The 21,426-nt window shown below is 50.9% G+C and carries 16 protein-coding genes; 14 read left to right on the forward strand and 2 right to left on the reverse strand.

Annotated elements, in window-relative coordinates; genetic code table 11:
- Positions 1-19: 19 nt before the first annotated feature.
- The 14 genes from pilM (at position 20) to ACNQKP_RS11660 (ending at position 16,588) form a co-directional block, all read left to right on the forward strand.
- On the forward strand, positions 20-1,687 hold the full coding sequence (pilM, locus tag ACNQKP_RS11595) for a pilus assembly protein PilM (protein ID WP_417864862.1): 1,668 nt from the start codon (positions 20-22) through the stop codon (positions 1,685-1,687).
- On the forward strand, positions 1,684-2,379 hold the full coding sequence (locus tag ACNQKP_RS11600) for a hypothetical protein (protein ID WP_011164064.1): 696 nt from the start codon (positions 1,684-1,686) through the stop codon (positions 2,377-2,379). Before pilM ends, ACNQKP_RS11600 begins: the two co-directional genes overlap by 4 nt.
- Positions 2,379-3,344: a type II secretion system protein GspN gene (gene gspN / locus ACNQKP_RS11605; RefSeq protein ID WP_417864863.1), complete on the forward strand. Its 966-nt coding sequence runs from the start codon at positions 2,379-2,381 to the stop codon at positions 3,342-3,344. Before ACNQKP_RS11600 ends, gspN begins: the two co-directional genes overlap by 1 nt.
- A 162-nt stretch (positions 3,345-3,506) precedes the next feature.
- Positions 3,507-3,938: a single-stranded DNA-binding protein gene (locus tag ACNQKP_RS11610; RefSeq protein WP_011164062.1), complete on the forward strand. Its 432-nt coding sequence runs from the start codon at positions 3,507-3,509 to the stop codon at positions 3,936-3,938.
- 126 nt (positions 3,939-4,064) lie between these two features.
- Positions 4,065-4,454 carry a hypothetical protein gene (locus tag ACNQKP_RS11615; protein ID WP_417864864.1) on the forward strand — a complete coding sequence of 130 codons (390 nt, stop codon included), beginning with the start codon at positions 4,065-4,067 and terminating at the stop codon, positions 4,452-4,454.
- A 10-nt stretch (positions 4,455-4,464) separates the two neighbouring features.
- On the forward strand, positions 4,465-5,376 hold the full coding sequence (locus ACNQKP_RS11620) for a hypothetical protein (protein ID WP_417864865.1): 912 nt from the start codon (positions 4,465-4,467) through the stop codon (positions 5,374-5,376).
- 147 nt (positions 5,377-5,523) lie between these two features.
- Complete coding sequence (locus ACNQKP_RS11625; protein ID WP_417864866.1) at positions 5,524-6,024, forward strand: hypothetical protein; 501 nt, start codon at positions 5,524-5,526, stop codon at positions 6,022-6,024.
- Between the two features lie 199 nt (positions 6,025-6,223).
- Entirely contained in the window at positions 6,224-7,528 is a 1,305-nt protein-coding gene (locus ACNQKP_RS11630; protein ID WP_417864867.1) for a PepSY-associated TM helix domain-containing protein, read from the forward strand.
- Positions 7,525-8,712: an MFS transporter gene (locus tag ACNQKP_RS11635; RefSeq protein ID WP_417864868.1), complete on the forward strand. Its 1,188-nt coding sequence runs from the start codon at positions 7,525-7,527 to the stop codon at positions 8,710-8,712. The genes ACNQKP_RS11630 and ACNQKP_RS11635 overlap by 4 nt, the downstream gene beginning before the upstream one ends.
- Entirely contained in the window at positions 8,705-10,456 is a 1,752-nt protein-coding gene (locus tag ACNQKP_RS11640; protein ID WP_417864869.1) for an IucA/IucC family protein, read from the forward strand. The genes ACNQKP_RS11635 and ACNQKP_RS11640 overlap by 8 nt, the downstream gene beginning before the upstream one ends.
- Positions 10,453-11,430, forward strand: coding sequence for a GNAT family N-acetyltransferase (locus ACNQKP_RS11645; RefSeq protein WP_417864870.1), 978 nt, complete (start codon positions 10,453-10,455; stop codon positions 11,428-11,430). Before ACNQKP_RS11640 ends, ACNQKP_RS11645 begins: the two co-directional genes overlap by 4 nt.
- The gene (locus tag ACNQKP_RS11650) at positions 11,427-13,175 is read left to right on the forward strand and encodes an IucA/IucC family protein (RefSeq protein ID WP_417864871.1); all 1,749 of its coding nucleotides are present in this window, start codon (positions 11,427-11,429) and stop codon (positions 13,173-13,175) included. The genes ACNQKP_RS11645 and ACNQKP_RS11650 overlap by 4 nt, the downstream gene beginning before the upstream one ends.
- Positions 13,172-14,449, forward strand: coding sequence for a lysine N(6)-hydroxylase/L-ornithine N(5)-oxygenase family protein (locus tag ACNQKP_RS11655; RefSeq protein WP_417864872.1), 1,278 nt, complete (start codon positions 13,172-13,174; stop codon positions 14,447-14,449). Before ACNQKP_RS11650 ends, ACNQKP_RS11655 begins: the two co-directional genes overlap by 4 nt.
- 9 nt (positions 14,450-14,458) lie before the next feature.
- Complete coding sequence (locus tag ACNQKP_RS11660) at positions 14,459-16,588, forward strand: TonB-dependent receptor (RefSeq protein WP_417864873.1); 2,130 nt, start codon at positions 14,459-14,461, stop codon at positions 16,586-16,588.
- Here the strand turns inward: ACNQKP_RS11660 and ACNQKP_RS11665 are convergent, their stop codons facing one another.
- Both ACNQKP_RS11665 and ACNQKP_RS11670 read right to left on the reverse strand, forming a co-directional pair.
- Positions 16,589-19,183, reverse strand: coding sequence for an ATP-binding protein (locus ACNQKP_RS11665; RefSeq protein WP_417864874.1), 2,595 nt, complete (start codon positions 19,181-19,183; stop codon positions 16,589-16,591).
- A complete protein-coding gene (locus ACNQKP_RS11670) occupies positions 19,170-21,386 on the reverse strand; it encodes a RelA/SpoT family protein (protein ID WP_088565543.1) in 2,217 nt (738 codons plus the stop codon). The genes ACNQKP_RS11665 and ACNQKP_RS11670 overlap by 14 nt, the downstream gene beginning before the upstream one ends.
- Positions 21,387-21,426 lie beyond the last annotated feature (40 nt).

The raw sequence follows: 21,426 nt of genomic DNA on the forward strand, positions 1-21,426 counted from the left end.
AGTTCATGGAGGAATTGCTTTGAAATCTCTCGGCATTGACATCGGATCCAGCAGCATCAAGGTTGTTGAAGTGCAGTCCACTTCAAAGGGCTTTCAAGTAACTCAGTTCATGGAGCATCCACTCGGAATTTCTCCAGGCGCTGATCAGGAGCTTGAAATCCTTGAGTATTTGCGTGACCTCTCCAGTCTTTATGACCCGTCACAAACTCGGTTTAACTTTGCATTGCCACAAAATCGTGTGGCGATCCGAAACAAATTCTTCCCGTTCAATGACCGCATCAAGATCTCCAAATCTCTGGCCTTTGAGCTTGAAGAAGATCTGCCATTTTCATCTGACAATGCCATCTTTGACGCTAAAATCATCCGCACGGTAGGTTCTGGCGCGGAAGTTCTGGCGTGTGCGGCTCCAAAAATCCACGTGCAGAATCTGATTCAGCGCGCGCAGGATTCCAACATGGATCCGTTCATCATTTCTTCCGAAGGAACTTCCTTTGCGAACGTGTTCGAACGCTGGAATGAAGCTCCACCCGCTTTGGCCGCTCCGTCTTTGGGACTGGAAGAAGAAGTACGACCCGTTCGTCAAGTCACTATCACTTTGAACATCGGCCACAGCCGCACCTTGGTGTGTGCTTTTGAAGGCAGCTCTTTGATTCAGGTGGGGTCGATCCTTTGGGGCGGTAAAAATATCGCTGACGCCATCGCCAAGAAATATGAAATTCCGTATATCGAAGCGATCAAAGAACTTCAGACCAAAGCATTCATCCTGACCAATAAACAGGGTGCCACTTTCGATCAGGTCACTTTCTCTGACACAATTGCCAAGTGCGTGCGCGAAATGGCGCGCGATCTGCAACTGGCGATTCTGGAAATGAAAAGTGAATTCAACGCGCAGATCAACAACATCCACCTGACCGGCGGTGTCTCTCAAATTCAGAATCTGGGCCCGTTCCTGACGCAAGTTTTGGAAGTGCCGGTGAACCGCGTGTCGGTTCTGGATCAGATCCCGAATGTAAACTTCGAACGCTCGGCTTACCACGGCGCTATTTGCGGCGTGGCTTTGGGTCTGGCGATTGAAGGCTTCAAAAAGCCAAGAAATCCACCTTTGAACTTCCTGCGTGGTGAATTCGCCAAAGAAAATCACCAGCTGAAAATGTTCTGGGAAAAATGGGGCTCGACAATCAAAGTGGCGACAGCGGCTTTGGTGGTTCTGTTTGTATACTCTTCTTTGCGTGAAAGCTTTGCTTTAAGTCTTGCCGACCGCACTCAGGAAGTCCTGAAGTCCCAGGCCAAGACAGTGGCGGGTCTGAAAGGACGTGCCGCTTCTGAAAATGGCATTCGCAAGTACATCCGTGACAATAAAAAACGCGCCGCTGATCTTAAAACTCTGGCGAGCGTTGCCAATATGAATTCCGCCCTGGATATCGCCAAAAAGATCAACGATGCGGCTCCGCCGAAGTCCTCGATCACTTTGGACATCCAGCAAATGGCAATTCAGGATGCGCAGGTGACTTTGCAAGGGTATGTGAACTCCCCGCGCGAAATGAGTCTTCTGCAACAGGCGCTGACCAACGTTTCCACGGATGGTCAGGTGAAAAGTGGCCAAAGCACTTTGGGTGCTCTGCCCGGCCGCACCGCTTTTTCATTCAGCTTCAACGTCGATCGCAATGTTGAGAAGGTGACAAGATGAGCAGTTTTGACGATTTAAAAGAAAAACTTGTCAGCGACGCCCGCGTAACCTGGGAACGCATCCAGGAAAGTGGTGCTTACAACCAACTGCGCGACCGCTATGAAAACATGACCCCGGCCATGCAAAAGCTCACTTTGGTGGGTGGCGTGGCGCTGGTTTCTTTGATCATCCTGTCCGTTCCCTATGGCAAATACACTCAGTCCACTGAATACGTCGGCGAATTTGAAAGCAAACGCATGACCATTCGTGAATTGCTGAAGGTCAGCCGCGAATCCTCGGATGTGCCGCAGATTCCTCAGGCGCCAAGCATGGACATGATTCGCAACAATATCGACAATCAGATCAAAGCGGCGAATCTTTTGCCGGAACAAATCAAAGGCACCGAGGTTCAGGAAAACAATTCCAATCTGGTTCCTAAAAATCTGACGGAAGGTCTTTTGCAGGTCAGCCTTGCAAAATTGAACATCCGTCAGGTGCTGGATCTGGGTTATCAGTTCCAGAGCATCAACCCCAGCGTGAAAATGAAAGACATGGTGATGACCGCCAACCGCGAGGACAACCGCTATTTTGACGTGGTTTACAAGCTGGTGGCCCTGGCCGTCCCTGCTGCTCCGGCACCGGAAGCTCCAGAGCCGCCTTCCCGCGGCAACCGCTTCAAACGCAATAACAACAATGACAGCGGAGACGAATAATGGAGCAGGTTCGTCAGTTGCTGAAATTGATCCGCGAAAGCAAAGGCAAAATCTTTGTCATGGTGGTTTCCGCCCTGGTGTTTGCTTTCATGCTGTTCCCGTTTGATGACCTGAGTGATTTGATTTCTTCCCAGGTGTCCCGTCTTTCCAATAATTCCGTTTACGTGCAGTTTGAAAAACTGAAAATGAGCCTGTTCCCGCAACCGGGCGTGAAAATGGATCAAGTCTATATTGAATCCATCAGAACTCCGGCGATTTCTGCGACCGAGCTGGTGATCACCCCGTCGGTTCGCGGTCTGATTCAGCAAAAACCTTACGGTCATGTATCTGCAAAGGGTTTGTTGAAAGGTGACGTCGACGTTCAAGTGGGTAAAGGCAGCAAAACCGAAAACGGTGCTGAACGCCACAAGATCGAAGTCAGCGCGAAAAAGATTTCCCTGCATGACCTGCGCGAAATGGCGAACTTGCCAATTCTGCTGAAAGGTCAGCTGAATCTGGAATCCACAGCACTGGCTGATCTGACTTTCCAGGAACAACCTGATATCGAGATGAATCTTTCCATCAATCAGTTTGAACTTCCGCCTTCCAACGTGAACACCCCGATGGGTCCGTTGACGTTGCCGGATCTGAAACTGAGCACGGTGGAACTGAAAGGCCGTCTGGCCGCCGGACAGTTCGTGATTGAAACCGGCACCATTGGTAAGCCAGGTGATGAACTTTACGGCACTATCAAGGGCAAGATTGGCCTGACGATTGTGAATCGTGGAAACTCTTTCGGTCATCAGATCGGCGCCTATAACATCGAAGTGGATTTAAAAACAAAACGCAGCTTCCAAGAGCGTGCGGCTTTGTTTTTGACGTTCATCGATGGTTACAAAACACCGACTTCCGAAGGTTCTCAGTACAAATTCAAGGTTTCCGCCAGCAACCCTATGATGCCGCCAAGCATCGGGGCTGTGCGTTAATCCGATTTTTAGATCCCCCACCAGCCCCGCTTAAATTAACTTGATGCGGGGCTCTGCCTAAATATTGCTCACCCTCTTCACAATACAAATCAAGCGTGAAGTCCTTATTGACTTCAACCCGGTTCTGACAAAAAACGAACTGGTAAATTAAGTGGAGGGAATATGTCCGGAGTAAATAAAGTTATCCTTGTAGGCCGTTTGGGCGCTGATCCTGAAGTTAAAGCTATCGGCAGTGGCAGCACTGTTGCGCGTTTGAACCTGGCTACAAGTGAGTCATGGGTAAAAGACGGTCAACGCCAAGAGCGCACTGAATGGCACCGTATCACTGTATGGGGCAAATTGGCTGAGATCTGCGGCAAACACCTTTCCAAAGGCCGTCAGGTTTACGTAGAAGGCAAACTGCAAACTCGTCAGTGGGAAGACCAACAAGGTCAAAAACGCTACACGACTGAAATCGTGGCTTCCACAGTTCAGTTCCTGGGCGCAGCTGGTGGCGAAAAGTCCTCTGGCAACTCTATGGGTAACGACGATTTCAACTTCCAAGATTTCGGTCCGGAGCCTAGCTTCAACAGCAACGACGAAATTCCTTTTTAGTCCGCCCCGCGGGCAGAGCTGGAGCGTCGGAGACGCGTAAGCTGAAGCAGCATTAAATTAAGCCCAAAGCCCTGAAGTAATTCGGGGCTTTTTTTTTGCCTTTTAAGTTCTTATAATTAAAGGGCTATGAAAAGTTTCATACTTTCCTCCCTTTTTGTGGTCTTGCTCAGCGGTTGTACAATCTACCGTTCGGAGGGTCGTAAGCAATTTGAATCCGAGGCTCCGGGCAAAGTGGCAGCCGCTTCTTTCCAGCTGATCAGCTGTAAAAAAGAAGGCAAGCTAGAGACCTGGTTCAACGAGGAATTTCCTTCTCACACCTACGAACTTGTCCTTTCTGAAAATGATCTGGAGATCTGGCGCACTCACCGCGGTGAACTGGTCGAAGTCAAAGCTTTGCAAAAAAGCGAGCGATCCACTCAGTCCTGCATCTATCAGTTCGCCAGCGAAACCGTCTGGACTTTGTACAAAGATCAATTCATCCGTGAACTTGAAAACAACCTGATGACACTAGAATAGAGGCCCCCGAGTGAATTTCAAAAACCAGCTGTGCGCCTTGAGTCTTCTGCTTTGTTTTTCCTCCACAGGCCTTGCCGCATCGGTTTCTGCAGTCAAAGGGCAAAAAGTTCTGATCAACCTGGATGGTGACGCCACCGAGGTGGGTGAAGAATTCTATCTGATCAATCCATCCACACAAAAACGTTCAGCCATCATTCGCATCAAACAAGTCAAAGGCAACAAAGCTCTGGGTGAACTCGTGCGCGGTAAAGCCGCTGATGGCTTTACTTTGCAGGCCAAAGCGCCATCCGCCATGTCCGCTGACGCCCCTGCCGAGACAAGCGAAGAAGCCACCCCTAAGCAAACCAATGCCACCGGCTATTTGCGCGTCCTGAAGGACTCCTGGGGCGTTTTGGGCGGCTATATGATGAACTCCATGGATGCGGACATCACTTATCGCGACAGCTTCGGTATCAGCCAGAAGGCCTCTGCCAGTATGTCCGGTACGGGTTTTGGTTTCGGCGGCTTTTACGACTATGCCCTGAACAACAGCCTGGTGGGCCGTGGTTATGCGGCGATGGAACAATTCAACGTCACTGGCAGCTCAAGCGAAGCGGCTTGCAACAGCAGCACTACGTGTGATGCGAAAATCAACTATCTGTCCCTGTATGGACTTCTGAAATGGTATCCGATTCAGAGTCAATACCGTGTGTGGCTGGGAGGTGGTATGGGCTATCTGCTGGCACTTTCCAAGTCCTCCACGGCGTTGAATGAATCAGAAATCTCCACCAATCAGGTCTTCACTTTCGGAGGCGGTTTGGACTGGCAGATGGATCGTAAAAACTACATTCCCTTCAGCATCGAATACAATATGTTCCCGGCTTCCGACACGGTGAAAGCCAGCATGATTGTGATCAAAGCCGGCTGGGCCTGGAACCTGTAAAAATACATCTTAGTTCGGAGTCAGTAATTTCCTGAAATGATAACCCGTTTATCAATAGATTCTCATTAGATTTGAAAAGTTGACCCCTGCCCCTCTTTGATTTTAAAAACCACGCCAGTTCATTAAAACCTCAATTTAGGAGAAAACATGAAAAAATTCGTACTGGCACTAATGATGGTTCTTCCGTTCTCTGCACAAGCTAACCAAGACCTGGTTCTTGATGGCGAAAGATGGTTGGCAAAATTCACAGCTTACGTTTGTGACGATGGCAACACTCAAACTGCAACTCCGGTTGATATCTCTTCCCGCAACATCATCTTCACTACTGCATCTGCAGACTACTCTTTGGACAACATCCTTCTTAAGGCAACTTACACTGAAGGTGACTCCACTTGTAACTACAGCACTTTGATGTTGGCAGACAACGCATTGTGGACTGTATCTTTGGTTAACTCCAAAGCTTACGCAACTTCCGGCACTTCTGACTGCTCTGCTGGTAAAGCTTACCTTGATCAATTGCTGGCTAAAAACGACTACAAATACCTTCACGGTCGCGTAGCTGTTTACGTTCCTGTTTCTGACGCTGCTGACCTGTGCGATTCCGACAAAGTTGGTATCCACATCCAAGTTACTGGCCGCGTAAAGTAGTTTTACCGTCACCTTGACCGGTAAAATTGAAAAACTCCCACTTCTAATCAGGTGGGAGTTTTTTTATTTCTAAGCCCCCCTCACAAAGACCCTCCAATATTTTCTCAATACGCTTACATCCACTCTGAAACCTTGCCCCCTCTGGCGCCCCATATTAAAACCAACCGACCCTAAATGACTCTTATTCGCAGGAAGTTTTGTGAACGGACGGTTTTTTAAATTTCTCTATAAAATCCACATATATGTGGGCATTTTTGTCGCCGTCCACCTATTCATTTTGATCCTGACCGGGACCATCCTGATCCTGAAGGACGAAATCGAAGGAAACGCTGGCCACGGTGAAGAACACCACGCGGAAGTCGTTCCGGCGATGGACGCCCACTTGGAAAAAATCCTGCTGAAATATCCTGGGGACCGCCCGCAGTCCTTCAACGTCGAAGAGGCCGATCACGACGTCGCACAACTGCGCATGGGTAACAACGGTTCAAAACTTTTCCGAGAATCCCACCGCGTGTATTTCAACGTGCACACGGGCGAAGAGGTTGCGGCGCCCAAAAAATCTGACGGCGTGATGGACTTTATCCTGCGCCTGCACCGTGAGTTCCTGCTGGGCTCCAACGGCAAGCTGTATGTAGGCTTGATCGGCGTGCTGTATGCTTTCACTTTGATTTCCGGATTCTTCATCTATGGAAACTTTGCGCGCAAAACAAACTTTGGCGAAGTCCGTCGCGGATCCACCCGCGCCACCATGGGCGATCTGCACCGCTTTGTCGGCATGACGGCCTTTGCGTGGAGCTTGATGATAGGCGTGACCGGATCGTTCCTGGGCTTCTCGTCCACGCTGATCAAAGTTTTCCAGTACAGCGAACTGCAAAAGCTGAATATTCAGTACCCGACGGCTCCGCAGGCACCGCTGGCGTCTTTGGACAAGGTGATCGCGTCCGCACAAAAAGCTCTGCCGGAATCCACTTTTGACTTCATGGTCTTCCCCGACACTCAGTTTTCTCCTCCGGGTCATTTCATGGTGCTGATGCATGGAAACACGCCCATGACCGAGCGTCTGGTGGAACTGGTCATCATCGATGGCGTTACGGGCGAACTCACTGAAGTGCGCGAGCTTCCGTGGTATCTGAAAGTCGCAATGCTGTCAGAACCTTTGCATTTCGGAAATTACGGTGGTCTGTTCCTGAAAATCTTGTGGGTGATTCTGTCGGTGGCTTCCTTGGTGATGCCGGTGTCAGGCATCTATATCTGGTGGAACCGCCGCCGCAAAAAAGCCCCAGCCCCGTCCGCCAAGGCCACGTCCGTGCAGCCTTGGAAAGGTGTCTTGTTTAAAAAAATCTACACCGTACCGGTGATCCTGTCCGTGTTTTCAACCGCGGCTGTGATCGGCAGCTTCCTGGCTCAAGGAGCACTGAACACCGTGTTCGTCGCAGCTCTTGTTGTGCCGGTGTCCATTGTCGTTTATTTCCTGATCTCGTGGCTGAAAAAGGGATCTCAATGAAGAAACTGAGCGCCCTGGGACATTTAAACACCACCACTTTCAGTGCCATCCAGATGATGACTTTCACCCTGATTCCTTTCATCGCGGAAAAAGGGGCTTTAAGTCTTTCATCTGTGGTTCTTAGTTTTAGTGTGGGCAGTTTTTTGTTCCTGTGGTCCAGCCCCTTCTGGGCTTCGCGCAGTGACAGCTGGGGTCGCATGAAGGTTTTGTCCGTAGGCATGTTGGGTCTGTTTCTTTCCACGGCCATTTTGACCGCTGTGCTGATGTCACCGGGTGCGCAATCGGTGAATGAGCTTGCCGTTTGGGGCAGTCGCCTGCTTTACGGTCTGACCGCTGCTGCAATCGTACCGGTATCCCAGGCTTTGCAGATTGATCAGCATCCAGAACAAACTCCATTAAAATCAATGTTGTCCAATTCCATGAGCCTGAATGTCGGCCGCGCCCTGGGCCCGCTGTATCTGCTTTTGGGTGGTGGTTCTAACATGCTTTTGGTTTTACAAAGCACGACGGCATGGGCGCTGGTGGTTTTCTTATTGAATCTCTTTGGCATCACACAATCGGAAGCTCCGAAGGCCACAAAAACCGAACGCATTTCTTTGGTTGAATGGAAGTCCGCCCTGCGCCACATCGCTGATATTTTTTCATTGGCGATCCTGTTCACAAGCTTTGTCGGCATTTTGAATTTCTCTTTGGCTTCCATTTTGAAAAAATCTTTCGACCTGACTTCGGTGGATTCCAGTGTCCTGATGGCAAAATTGCTTTTGGTCAGTGCGATCCTGGCCGTGGTTACCCAAGCCCTGGGTAAAGTGCTTTTCAAAAATCCATGGCAAGGCGCCATGATCGTGGGAGTTGCCACCTTGCTGGGGGCCAGCCTGATCTTGGGTCACTTGGGTGGCTGGCCACAACTATGGGTGGCGATTGTTCTGTTGTCTGTGGGGCTATCCCTGATTCCACCGTGCTATATGGCTTTGATGGCTACTCGCGGACCTGAGATGCAGTTTGGCCGTCGTGCCGGCCTTGCAGCGGCTGCCAACACTTTGGGTTACACCTTGGGCGGTGGTTTGGCGGCTTTGACTTTTAAAATGGATCTTTTCGGCATTGAAAGTGTGATGACAGCCCTGGTGGTGGTCATGGCTCTGAATATCGCCCTTCTTTACAGACGTCGCGAGGCGGTCTATGCATAATTTCAACAAACTGGCTTTGAAACACACTGTGTCCTGCTTTATGAATTCCCTGTTCAGGGAGTATCAGAATTTTTATTTTGAAGCAGGAACGACTCCGGAAAAGACCGACGTCATTTCTGTGGATCTTAAAAACGGCCAGGAAGTTTTGATTCCTCTGAGCAAAAAATCCCTGCTGGGGCGCCACGAATACGTGGGCACATTCTATCTGCGCCAAAACTCCGCCCTGACAGAGGTTGATTTCAATCAAACTGTGAATGAGCTCTTGACCTTCCTGTGCAAGCACTGGCAACAGGATCTTTCCAAAAAAGACCTGTTCATGGGTCGCCTGGAAAACAGCCTGCACAACATGGAGCTTTCCCTGAAAGCTCGTGAAAAAGACATCGAGCACATCTATTCCGGCAAAGTCAGCTTCATCGAGGCCGAACAAGGCCTGATGATCGGTCACAACTTCCACCCGTATCCAAAAATGCGCGAAGGTTTTGATGACCGTGATTTCGAGATTTACTCACCAGAAATGGGCGGTCACTTCCCGCTGCACTGGTTCTTTGTAAAACCCGAAGTCCTGCACGTGCAAACAGCCGAAGCCTTTGCCACCAAGAACTGGACAACTCGTTTGTTCCAGGCAGAAGGTGCAGGCATTGTTCCAGAAGGCTTTATCCCCTTCCCCGTACACCCGTGGCAGCGTCAGCATCTTCTAAAGAATCCTGCAATTCAATCATACGTTGAACAAGATCTGATTGTGGATGGCGGCGCTGTATCCGGTAAAAGCTGGCACCCGACGTCTTCGCTGCGTTCGATCCATGGTGCTCACAGCCCGTACATGCTGAAGTTTTCTTTGACCGTGCGACTGACGAACTCCATCCGTCATCTGACCGATGTGGAAGTCGTGCGCGGCCTGCAAGTGTACGATGTGATGTCGACCACCGTCGGAAAGAAATTCCTGAACGAAAATCCGCAGTTTGAAGTGATATTTGAGCCGGCCTATGCTGCTCTCAAAACCGCCGATGGCAAAGTCATCAACGAAAGCATTGTCGTCTGCCGCGAAAATCCGTTCCAGCAGGAAATCCCCGACGAAGAAAACATCGTGGTTTCCACGCTGGCCCAGGACAACCCCCTGGGAGGCGACACCCTGATCTGGAAACAGGTGCAGAAGCTTGCCAAAGCCTCTGGGGAAAACCTCAAGGACGCCAGCCGCGAATGGTTTAAGCACTACATGCAAGTGGCGCTGCAGCCGTTTATCACGGCACAAAGCGAATACGGTATTTTGTTGGGGGCGCATCAGCAGAATATGATACTGCGTATCTCAAATAATCTGCCAGTGAAGGCTTACTTCCGCGATTGTCAGGGTACGGGCTACAGTGAACACGGCTACAGCCTTTATCACCAGGACGTGGCAAGCCTGACCCGTGAAAACGGCAACATTCTGGATAACAAGGGTAATATTCTTTTTGCTTACTATCTGCTGGTGAATTCAACCTGGAATATTCTGGCGGCCCTTTCACACCCTGAAGGAGCCAGCGAAGCTCAGTTGATTGCCGACATGAATGATTTCATCAAAGGTCTGTACAAACCAAATCTGCCGGACACAAGCTTCCTGGATTATGTGACCAAAGATGCGCGCATCTGGCAAAAAGGTAATTTCATCTGCAGTCTGCAAAGCCTGAATGAAAACACTGTGGCCAACCCCTTAGCCATTTATAATTTGATCGACAACCCTACTTCTTTCTCTGGAGCCCTGTCATGAACATCCAATTCTCCACTTATGCCTGCGCCACTGGTCAGGCTTTTAACGTACAAATCGAAGGCACAACGGGCCTTCTGAAAACGGACAAAGTTCAAGTCCCTTTCAAAGTTTCTGTCGACGGCGACAAAGCCACCCTGACTGCCGAAACCGCTTCAGGTGTTGAATCTTTGGCGATTCTGGAAGCACTCTTTAACAAAAACACTTCTTTGCAGTCTGTGACAGTAACCAACTCCAACCCGGAACTGCAAAACCTGGTGGGTGCAAAGGCGTCTCCGTTTGCGGTTTTCCGTGAGGACTTCTTCCAGCTTCGCCCTCTATGGGTTCACAGTGGATTGACGGCGTTGACTCCGGAAAAATGGACTGTCACCAAAGAAGTGGCCCACCCGGTTCGTCCGGCAATTACTGAAGGTCAGATTCTTTACCGCCGCACACTGGCTGACGGCAAAGTTTTGACTTTCCGAGTGACGCAAATCGAAAAAGACCTGGATATTTTCCACGACTGGCACAATCAGCCGCGCGTATTGAAGTTCTGGGAACTGGACAAACCCAAAGAAGAACTGCGTGATTACCTTGCAAAAGGTCTGAAAGACGGCCACCAGTTCCCTACGATTCTGGAGTTTGATGGTGTCCCAGTGGGTTACTTTGAAATGTACTGGACCAAAGAAGACCGCCTGGGCCCGTACTATGATTCTGAAGCCTTTGACCGTGGTTTCCACTTCCTGATTGGGGATGTCAGCGTGCTGGGCTTTGCCAACACCGATGCCATCCTGAAATCCGTTTGTCATTACCTGTTCCTGGAAGAGCCCCGCACCCGCAAAATCATGGCCGAACCACGTTCGGACAACGTCAATGTTCTGAAGTATCTGGAAACTTTCACAGCGTGGAAGAAGCTGAAAGAATTCGACTTCCCTCACAAACGTGCGGCGTTGCTGGAATGCCGTCGTGAAGCCTTCTTCGGGGGACGCTACCTATGAGTTCTTTGGCCGACTGGAAAAACATCAATCTGCAGATGATCGCAAAAGGTCTGCAGGAACTCACCTATGAACAGGTGATCAACCCCGTGGCCACAACCATGCGGGATGAATCCGTCGTCGGCCCTTATGAACTGCCCCTGGCTAATCAGACCGTTTACAAATTCAGTGCCTGGCGCGGTCTTTGGACGGATCTGAAGGTGGATCCGGCGTCCATCACCCGCAATGGTGTCACCGCTGAAAGTGCGGGACAGTTCTTTATCGACTGCCAGAAAGAAACCGGCATGGATGACATCATCCTGGCGAACTTTCTGGAAGAAATGCACAACACCCTTTACGCGGACTTGCGCGTGTTGGAGCTGAACCGTCAGGTTTCTTCAGATGACATGACCGCTTTCAGTGGCGAAAAAGTTCAGACCCTGTTGAAAGGTCACCCTAAAATATTGCTGAACAAAGGCCGTATTGGCTGGAGTGCCGCAGATCAGGATCTTTATGGACCTGAAAACGCCAAACCCGTTCAGTTTTATTGGGTGGCGGTTCGCAAAAATCAAACCCTGGAAGGACTGGATGCCCATCTTTCCTGGGACGATATTTTGAACGAATGTCTTTCGGACAAAACGGCTTTTGAAGAACAGCTGGCCGCTAAAAACATCTCCAAGTCTGAGTACCACTTTGTCCCGGTTCATCCGTGGCAGTGGGAACGCTATATCAAAATTCAATACGGAACGGATCTGGCCTGTGGCCACATCCATTTCTTAGGCGCCTTTGGTGATCAGTACCTGCCGCAGATCAGTCTGCGCACGTTCAGCAACATCACCCGCCCTGGAAGGCTTGATATCAAGCTTCCGATCACGATTCTGAACACGTCGGCCATTCGCGGAATCCCGGGCAAGTACATGAAACAGGGGCCCGCTTTAAGCACAGCTCTGACCGAGCTTTGCCAAAAGGACAGCGTCCTTGCGGGCGTGACGGTGCTTGAAGAAAAAGCCGGACTGTCTGTCGGTCATGGTTTGTACAGCCAGATCGCTCAAGCCCCTTACCGCTACAACGAGCTGTTGGGCGTGTTGTGGCGCCAAAGCTCGGACTTCCACCTTGCTGAAGGCGAAACCGCGATTATCGCGGGCAGTCTGTTCCATCGCGATACCCAGGGGAAGTCGCTGTTGGGTGCTTACGCCAAGGCCTCGGGGCTGGATATTGGCCAATGGCTTTCCCAGTACTTTGAAAAGGTCTTTATCCCTCTTTACCATCTGCAGGCCCGCTATGGGATCGGCTTGGTGGCCCATGGGCAGAACGTGGTCATCCGTCTGAAAAAATCCACACCTGTTGGCGTCTTCCTGAAAGATTTTCAGGGGGATCTGCGCCTGAGTGATGACTCCAGCTCTCTTTCGGGGTTCGATCTGACCCGTTTACCGAGACATTATCTGATTCATGATCTTTTGACTGGTCATTTAGTAACGGTGTTACGTTTTATCTCTGAAACTTTGCAAGAATGCGATACATATCCCGAGATTGAATTCTATGCCGTTTTGGGTAGGACCCTGGAGTCTTATCTGGCTAAAAATCCGGAGATCAGAGCTTTGAACTATTTTGGCAAAATCGACCTTCTTCAGGACACTTTCCACCGCGTACTGGTGAATAAAGTCCGCTTCAAAATCGGCTATGCGGATTCTGCCGAGCGCCCGTTGCCGATCCTGGGTGAAGATCTGAAAAACCCCGTGGCTTTGGCTCTGAAAAAGGGGCGCGTATGAGCGAAAACAAACACTATGACCTGATCGGTATCGGCATTGGTTTGTTCAACCTGAGTCTGGCAGCTTTGCTAAGCAAGACTCCGGATGTGAAATTCCGCTTCTTTGATCGCAAGCACCGCTTTGACTGGCACTCTGAAATCATGTTCGCGGATTCTGAGATGCAGACGTCCTACATGAAGGATCTGGTGACAGCCGCAGATCCGACGAACCCATTCAGCTTCATGAATTTCCTGGTTCAAAAGGGGTTGTTCTATGCGTTCCTGAACACAGGACGCCAGACGATCACCCGTCGTGAATTTGAAATGTACTGCCAGTGGGTCAGCCAGAATATGCCTGATCACCTGAGCTTTGACAGCGACATCGAGTCCGTCACCTATGACGGCAGCCGATTCGTGCTGACTATCAACGGTGAAACATTCACCGCCACTAACATCTGCATCGGCACAGGTCTTGTCCCTCACCTGCCGGATTTTGCAAAGGACTTGGAAGGCCCGGACGTCTTCCACGCCAAATCCAGCTATCTGAAACTGCTTGATGCCACCAACAAAGACGTTGTTGTGGTGGGCGGTGGTCAGACCGGCCTTGAAATCTTCCGCAACTGTCTTCAGGGCAAATGGGGAAATCCTAAAAGTTTGAAACTGATTGCCAGCCGTCCGAACCTGGAACCACTGGATAACTCCCCGTTCGTGAATGAGTACTTCACACCTTCTTACGTGAAGGAATTCCTGCAACTGGGCCAGGATCAGAAAGATCCTATCGTGAAGTATCAAAAACTGGCCAGCGACGGAAACACTCCGGAGTATCTGGAGACCTTGTACCGCGAGCTTTACCAGTTGAAACACGTCTGGGGTGACAAACGCGAAATCGAGATTCTGCCATTCCGTCGTGTGACAGAAATGGCGAAAATCGGTGATCGCTACAAGCTGCACATCCAAAATGGCTTCAACGGACAATCTGAAACGGCTGCCGCTGACGCCGTGGTGCTGAGCACGGGCTTCCGCGTGAACATCCCGGCTTTGATTGATCCTCTGCGCCCGATGATTAACTTCGATGCGGATGGCCGCTTCCAGATGAATCAGGATTTCCAGGTTTCCTGGCAGGGTTCTGCGCAGAACAAGATCTTTGCCCTGAACTTCAGTCGTCATGGTCACGGAATTTCCGAACCACAAACCAGTCTGATGGCCTGGAGATCCGCGCGCATCATCAATAATCTGACACAAAAAAGCATCTTCCCTATCGAGAAGGCTGTTCCCAATTTTATTACCTACATCTAGAGAGAAACAATGAAACGCATCATCACAATTCTGACCGTTTTTCCGCTGATTCTGAACGCCCAGACTCCGGCCGCTGAAGGGACCTCAGCAGAGGAATCCTCCACTCTGGAGGCCGTGCAGGTTCAAGGGACTAAAGAAAACAAATCCTATCAGGAAAGCACCGAAAGCATTTCTGTGGTTCCCAGCCGTGAGCTGGACTCCCCGATTCAGTCTGATTCCATCCAAGCCCTGAATGCTGTTCCCAACGTTTCCATCAACAAAAACGACGACAGCTTCAGTATCCGTGGTGTGAACAACACCGGCGTGACGGGCTTCCAGAAAGACAATCTGTCTTCTATCTTGGTGGATGATGTTTTCCAAACCGACCTTGCGATCAAGGCTGGCAGCTTTGACCTGTGGGACTCCCAGCAGGCGGAAGTTTACCGCGGTCCTCAGTCCACCACTCAGGGTGTGAACTCTTTGGCCGGCAGTATTTTGCTTTTCCATAATAAGCCTGCGGATCAGACCGAGGCCGCGGCAAAGCTGGGTTATGGAAGCTTCAACCGCATCGAAGCGGGTGTGATGACCAACAACGTGTGGCTGGATGGAAAACTGCTAAGCCGCGTGTCTGTGAATCACGAGCAGGATGATGGTTTCATCAAAAACATCAAAACTGACAACAACAAATGGGGCGGGAAATCCAAAGACCATCTGGGGCTGGATCTGACCTACAAAATCAATGAAACCGATTATGTTCGCTGGAATACCAAGATCATGCAAAATGAAACTGGTGGAAACTACGTTCAAAGTGCCAACCCGTTTGACTATGAAGTTAACGAGGACGTGGACTTTGAAAGCAAAACCGGCAACCAACAGACAAGCCTTCGCTATTTCGTCAAATTGAATGACAACTGGACGAATGAAGTTATCGGCGCCTATTCCCAGGCGAAAAACGATGAAACCAGTGATGCGGATGGCACGGCCAACCCAACAGCGGGTGTTCGCACGGAAGAACACAACGACCGCTTTGTCAGCGTGGAAAACCTTTTGAAGTTCCAGAACGAAAAAGTAAAGAACGTCCTGGGCTTCCATGCGCATGACTACTATCTGAAGGACGACGCCCGCTTCGACATCCTGTACCCGCTTTCAGCCTCTGTTTTCACGCCCGTTGCTTCAAGTCAGGTGACTGACAAGTACCGCACGGTATTTGCCCTGTTTGATTCTTACCTGTGGAAGTTCACCGAAAATCAATCCATCAATCTGGGGCTGCGCTACGAGTTCGTGAAAAACAAATACGGAGCTGACGTCACCGCCACCCGCAAGCAGAATCTGGGGGCCGGCACCAACGCCGCGGTGGATGCCTATCTGGACAGCGTGACTGGCAGCTATGAAGACGAGGACAACAACTCCATCCTGCTTCCAAAAGTGGCATACATGCTGACTCAGGATCAGCACAGCTACGGGGTCTCTTACACCGAAGGCTACCGCACGGGTGGTTTGTCCATCAACCGCAAGCGTGTTCGCGTGGACACCTACGATCCGGAAAAAACCGGCAACTACGAATTGTCTTACAAGTATGCTGCTTCCAACTGGAACTTCAGCTCGGCTGCGTTCTATACCGACTGGAAAGACCAGCAGGTGATGGTTCAGTTGTCGAACGACCCGTTTGACACTCAAGTGGTCAACGCTGCCAGCTCGGAGCTGTACGGAGCGGAAGCCGAGATCAACTGGAAACCGGCGTCCCGCCATGAATTCAATCTGGGGGCTGGTTATGTAAAAACCCGCTTCAAAGACTTTGTGAACGGCAGCAAAGACTACACCGACAATGAATTCCCGTTTGCGCCCAACTGGACCGGTCGCCTGTCTTATGGCTATCAGATCAGCCAGGACTGGAATGCCGCAGGTATCTTCAGATACTTGAGCAAGTCCTATGGCAATGCGGAAAACACCATGGATTCGCCGGAACAGTTCTATCTGGATTTGCTGGGGCAGTATTCTTTGGCTGCGTGGAGCATGAATGTGGATCTGTACGTGCGCAACGTGCTTGATACCCGTTATGTGATCTATGACCGCACAAGTTCTATTGGCGGTCAGTCCGTCAGCTACAACCAGGTCAACTCACCTCGAGAGCTGGGGCTGCGACTGAATTATTTCTGGTAGTTAGTGTTTAGCAGGAAGCCAGACCACGAACCTTGTTTGGCTGGCTTCCGTATCCAGATAGAATCTGCCTTCATGAGACCGCACGATTCCCTCTGAAATGCTCAATCCCAGACCGACCCCCTTGCCGACCTCTTTGGTCGTGAAAAAGGGCTCCATAATTTTATCGCGCAGGAACGCCGGCACTCCCGGACCGGAATCGGAAATTGAAATCTCGACACCGTCCTTCACGCCTTTGGCTTCCACAACCACCTTACGGGTGTTGACCGACTGAACGGCATCCGCCGCATTATTCAGAAGATTCAACAGCACCTGGGAAATCTGATACGGCCGCACATACACTTTCAAGTTCGGCTCCAGACGTGCAATCAGGTCCACCCCTTCATGCCGGAACTTGTCTGAACAAAACGCCAGTGTGTCATCAATGATGGCATCCACTGTCACCCATTCCATATCGCCTGGATCAGATTCCCGTGAGTAGTAGCGCAAGCCCTTGACGATCTTGGCGATGCGCTGGGTGGTGTTTTCGACGACTTCGACGCGCTTTTGCACTTCAATGTCCGTGGCAAGCCCCCGAGCCCCCAGCAGGCGGCGCAAGACGCCGACGTGACCATTGATGATGGTCAAAGGATTGTTGATTTCGTGGGCGATGCCGGCTGCCATTTCACCCAGCGAGGCCAGGCGTGCACTGGCAATGATCTTGTCTTCCTGCTCCTTGATCTGCTTTTCCCGCTGACGTTTTTGCGTGACGTCCTCAACAACCGCCAGATACCCCGTCATTTCCCCGTTTTCACCAAAGACTTTTCCAACAAACAGCTGCCCAAGGAAGCGGGAACCATTGCGATTCACATACGTCCACTCGGAAGCAGTGTTAAAGCCCGCTTCAAACATGGCTTCGAAGAAATCAAGTCCCAGTTCAACCGGACGCTTCAGCACACTTTCAAGTTTCAGCCGCATCAGCTCCACATCCTGAGGGTCATGGAAGATGAACGGGTGCTCTTTCCCGGCGATCTCATCGGCCTTCCAGCCGGTCTTTTCTTCCGCAGAGCGATTCATTTCCCGAACGATGCCGTGTTCATCAAAGGAAATTATCATCAACGGAGTCGCATCCATCGCCGCCGACTTCCAGTCCGCGACAGCCCGCGCCCGTTTGCGCATTTCATCAGAGCGGTTGTAAAAGCTGAGCGACAGCCCCAGTAAAACGGAAATACCCACGGCAAAAACCAGCACCACCGAAGGCAAAGCCGATGTATTGCTGCGAATGGCTCCAGTTGAAGGTGCAAAGACGATCGCCCAATCCACCCCCATATTGGTATAATGAATGCGCGTCAGCCAGTCCCGCGACAACACAGGATCCCAGTCTGAACTGCGGTAAACCTCCTGCCCGTCCTCGTAAATGGCCACATGGTAACCTTCAATGCGCGCAAAACGATCCAGAAAAGTCTGAATCTCGATCCCGGCACTGAGAATTCCCGCAAACTCTGTATTCTTATAAACCGGGACCAGCAGCGCAAAACCACGCCCGCCGGACTTCATGTCAATCACGCGAGAAATGCGGGATTGATGGGACTCACGGGCCATATCCAAACTGCGTCTGATTTCAGCCGAACGCCCCATGGTGGTGTTGCGGATATTTCGACTGAAGTCGTCCATTGGATACAGCCAGCGCAACAGCAGATTCTGATCCGCCCAGGCAATTCGACGGATGCCTTTGAATTCCTCGTAGTAAAACTGGGCATCCATACGCCACACAGATTCATCACGATAGGCCCCCACGGCCATACGACGGGACATGTGCTGCAAGGCTTTTTCAAGGGGAATAAACGTTCCATCAAGCTTGCTGCGGAAGCTTTCAGCACGAATCAAAGTGATGCTGCGGTTTCTTTCGATATCCTTCAGCAACAACAGCTGCCAGATACCCACTGCCGTCAGAACTCCGGTCATAACCACATACAAAGGCACGACGGCAGAGCGGCCGGACTCTTCATCACGCACCGAACGGCGCAGCTGTATGATGTGCGCCAATGACAGCAGAACGAACGACAGCGATGTATGAATCGCCATGCGGGAAATCGCCCCCCATCCGTACTCTGAACTGAAGTTCAGGAAGTACCCCAGAAAACCCAACGTACCAAATCCAAGCACCAGGGAACTGATGGTGATGCGCACCATCCGGCGGGCATAAGAACGACCCGACACCACGCCCATCAGGCCCAACAACAACATACACACAGATGTGCTGATGGACATGCGCCCCGGCGAAGCCACCCCCACACTGTAAAATGGCTCAACCAAGGCCTGATCAATGCCCAGATCAATACCTGTCAGATACTGAAGCAGGTTGATCGTCCCCAATAAAAAGGCAAACAGCGAAGAGAAAATGGAAATTCTTGGAAAGCGCCCTTCCGAAAAAAGAAGAGCCATGGACAGAGCGGCCAACCCCAACGCCGTGTTGATCACCATCGGGGCAAAGTCAGGACGAATTTGAATCAGGGCCGGGTCCCGCAGAATCCATCCGAAAATCACGACGGCGGCGATACTCAGCACGGCCAGAGCCATCAGGAAATGCAGATTCTTCCTGATGTTAGTGAATAACACGGGTGACCCCAATGATCCCCTTGATCTTCTGGATTTCAAACACCGCCTGGTTCAACTGGCTCGCGTTCTGAACGCTCACCTCGAAGTTACATACGGCTTTTTTATCCTTGGTCGTACGGATTTGGGCTGACTGAATGTTGATCCCCTGCTGGGCAAAGGCCTCTGACATCAGTTTTAGCAATCCCGGCACGTCCTGGGAGATGATCTTCAGGCGCACGATGCGCTCCTGACCTTCTCCGGCTTGTTTCACGTTCCAGGTCACATCGACTTTGCGAAGTTGATCGAATTCAAAAGCTTTGCGGCAATCGCTGCGATGAATGGAGATACCACGGCCACGGCTGATAAAGCCCACGATCGGATCCCCTGGAATCGGATGACAGCACTTCGCATAGTGCACCAGAACGTCATCCATGCCATCCACACTGATAAGGGAGTTGGTCTTGCGTGTTTTTTGAGTCGCGGCTCGCATGACTCTTTCCATAAAGGTCGAGTCTTCAGTTTTTGCCGCTTCTTTGGCGATATTTTCCGGGGAAAGTCTTTCCACCAGAATGCGCGTTTCAAGTTTTCCGTAACCCACGGTCACGTACAACTCATCCAGATCCGCCAGGCCGTGGTCCTTCAGGTAAGCCTCAAAGGCCGGGCCTTTCAGATACTTCACGGCGGCCATGCCGAACTTGCGGAATTCTTTTTCCACCAGTTCTTTACCCAGCATGATCGCACGACGGCGCTGCTCTTCTTTGACGAAGGCGCGGATTTTGGATTTGGCTTTATTGGTAACGACAAATTTCAACCAGTCCTTGGAAGGCACCTGGGTTTTGGAAGTGACAACTTCGACTGTGTCGCCGTTTTGCAGCTGATATTTCAGCGGCACCATTTTGCCGTTGACGCGGGCGCCGACAATGCGGTTGCCAAGCTCTGTGTGAACCGCGAAGGCAAAGTCCACCGGTGTGGCACCTTCAGGGAATTCACGAACATCTCCGGTCGGAGTGAAAACGTAAATTTCAGTTTCGAACAAATCCGTTTTGACGGTGTCCAGGAATTCATCAGGATTGCGCACGTTCTGGTGCCACGACACCAGATCACGCAGCCAGTTGGCCTGCTGCAGATCACCGTCGTCCATCATCTTGCCGCGCTCTTTGTACTTCCAGTGAGCAGCGATACCTTTTTCCGCAACCAGATGCATTTCACTGGTACGGATTTGAATCTCGATACGCTCCCCGCCCGGCCCCATGACGGTCGTGTGCAGGGACTGATAGTTATTGGCCTTGGGCATGGCGATGAAGTCTTTAAAACGACCCGGGATCGGCTTCCACAACGAGTGGACCAACCCCAGAGCGGCATAACATTCCGCCACAGATTCCACCAAAACACGGAACGCCAGAACATCGTAAACCTGATCGTAATCGATGTTACGGGATTGCATCTTGCGGTAGATGGACCACAAGTGCTTGGAACGTCCATACACTTCATAACGGAAACCGGCTTTGTTAAGCTCTTTACCGATAAGCTGTTTTACTTCCTCGATATAGCGGTTCTGCTCGGCTTCGGTCTTTTTGATCTGCTGAACAAGTTCATAGTACATGTCCGGGCGATAGTAACGGAAGCAAAGGTCTTCCAGTTCGATCTTCAGCGCACTGATACCCATGCGCCCCGCCAGCGGACAGTAGATTTCCAAAGTTTCAAGCGCGATGCGCTCTTGCTTTTCAAAGGGCATGAAATTAAGCGTCCGCATGTTGTGCAGGCGATCGGCCAGCTTGACCAGAACGACACGCACGTCTTTGCCCATGGCCACGATCATTTTGCGGATGTTTTCACCCTGCTTTTCGTGACTGTTTTTGAACTTCATCTGACCGATCTTGGTCACCCCGTCCACAAGATGCGCAATCACATCGCCGAATTCGCGGCGAATATCTTCCAACGTGGCCGCGGTGTCTTCAACGGTGTCATGCAAAAGACCGGTGGCAATGGTGTCCAGATCCAAATGGAAGTCCGCCAAGATAGCAGCGACAGAAAGAGGATGAGAAATGTACGGCTCGCCGCTGCGGCGGATTTGTCCTTCGTGCATTTTCTCTGAGAATGAATAGGCCTTCTCAATAATTTTGAGATCCGCATTCGGATAATAGATTCGAATGCGTGCCAGCAGATCGTCGACTGTTTTGACCGGCTTGTTGGTTAAGCCATCCTCTTTCAGGAAATTAAACATATTCCCTATAGCTTACCTGACCCCAGAGGGGTGTCCAACG

This window comes from Bdellovibrio bacteriovorus (assembly GCF_048286975.1).
Taxonomy (GTDB): Bacteria; Bdellovibrionota; Bdellovibrionia; order Bdellovibrionales; family Bdellovibrionaceae; genus Bdellovibrio; species Bdellovibrio bacteriovorus_H.